The organism is Streptacidiphilus pinicola (assembly GCF_003258295.1).
Lineage (GTDB): Bacteria > Actinomycetota > Actinomycetes > Streptomycetales > Streptomycetaceae > Streptacidiphilus > Streptacidiphilus pinicola.
In genome coordinates this window covers 1-514 of record NZ_QKYN01000021.1, presented here as the reverse complement: position 1 = coordinate 514, position 514 = coordinate 1, and the positions used below count along the sequence as shown (strand labels likewise).

Below are 514 nucleotides of genomic sequence, written 5' to 3'. Positions count from 1 at the left end.
CCCAAGCCCGGCAAAGTGCGCACTCGGTACAGCTTGAGTGTGGACATGTGGACCTACGACTCCGTCGAGTACGTGACAGTGGCCGGTGAGGCCTGGCTCGCCTCCGCCAGCGAGTATCCGCGGAGCATGCGGGCACTGTGGGAGGCCCGCCCCTGGGCGGCGCCCGCTGCTGGTCTGGGAGGAGTGGGCGCGCAACGTCCCGCCGCTGCTCTGTCACGGCCTCGGCGACGCGATCACCGTGCCGCCGCTGCAGCGGCCACTGGACGCGCCCGAGGGCCAGGGCCGCTGGATCGTCGCGCCGGACGGCAACGAGCCCTGGCTCCCGGGCTCCTCCACCCTGCTCTGGGCCTGCGTCCGCGCCGCCCGCGACGTGCCCCGCGACTCCGAACCGGCCGAGCCGCTCCCGGCCGCCCCCCTTCCCGCCCCGGTCCCCCTCCACCGCTGACCGCCCCTCCGGGCCGGAGCGACACCGCGCGGGAGGGGCGGTCAGCGGTGGAGGGGGACCGGGGCGGGA

Annotated in this window: 1 protein-coding gene; it reads left to right on the top strand. The window is 76.1% G+C overall.

Going from position 1 to position 514, the window contains the following annotated elements; all coding sequences use genetic code 11:
- Window positions 1–238 precede the first annotated feature (238 nt).
- Window positions 239–445, top strand: a complete 207-nt coding sequence (locus DN069_RS42790; protein WP_424556251.1) for a hypothetical protein — start codon at window positions 239–241, stop codon at window positions 443–445.
- The last annotated feature ends 69 nt before the right edge of the window (window positions 446–514 follow it).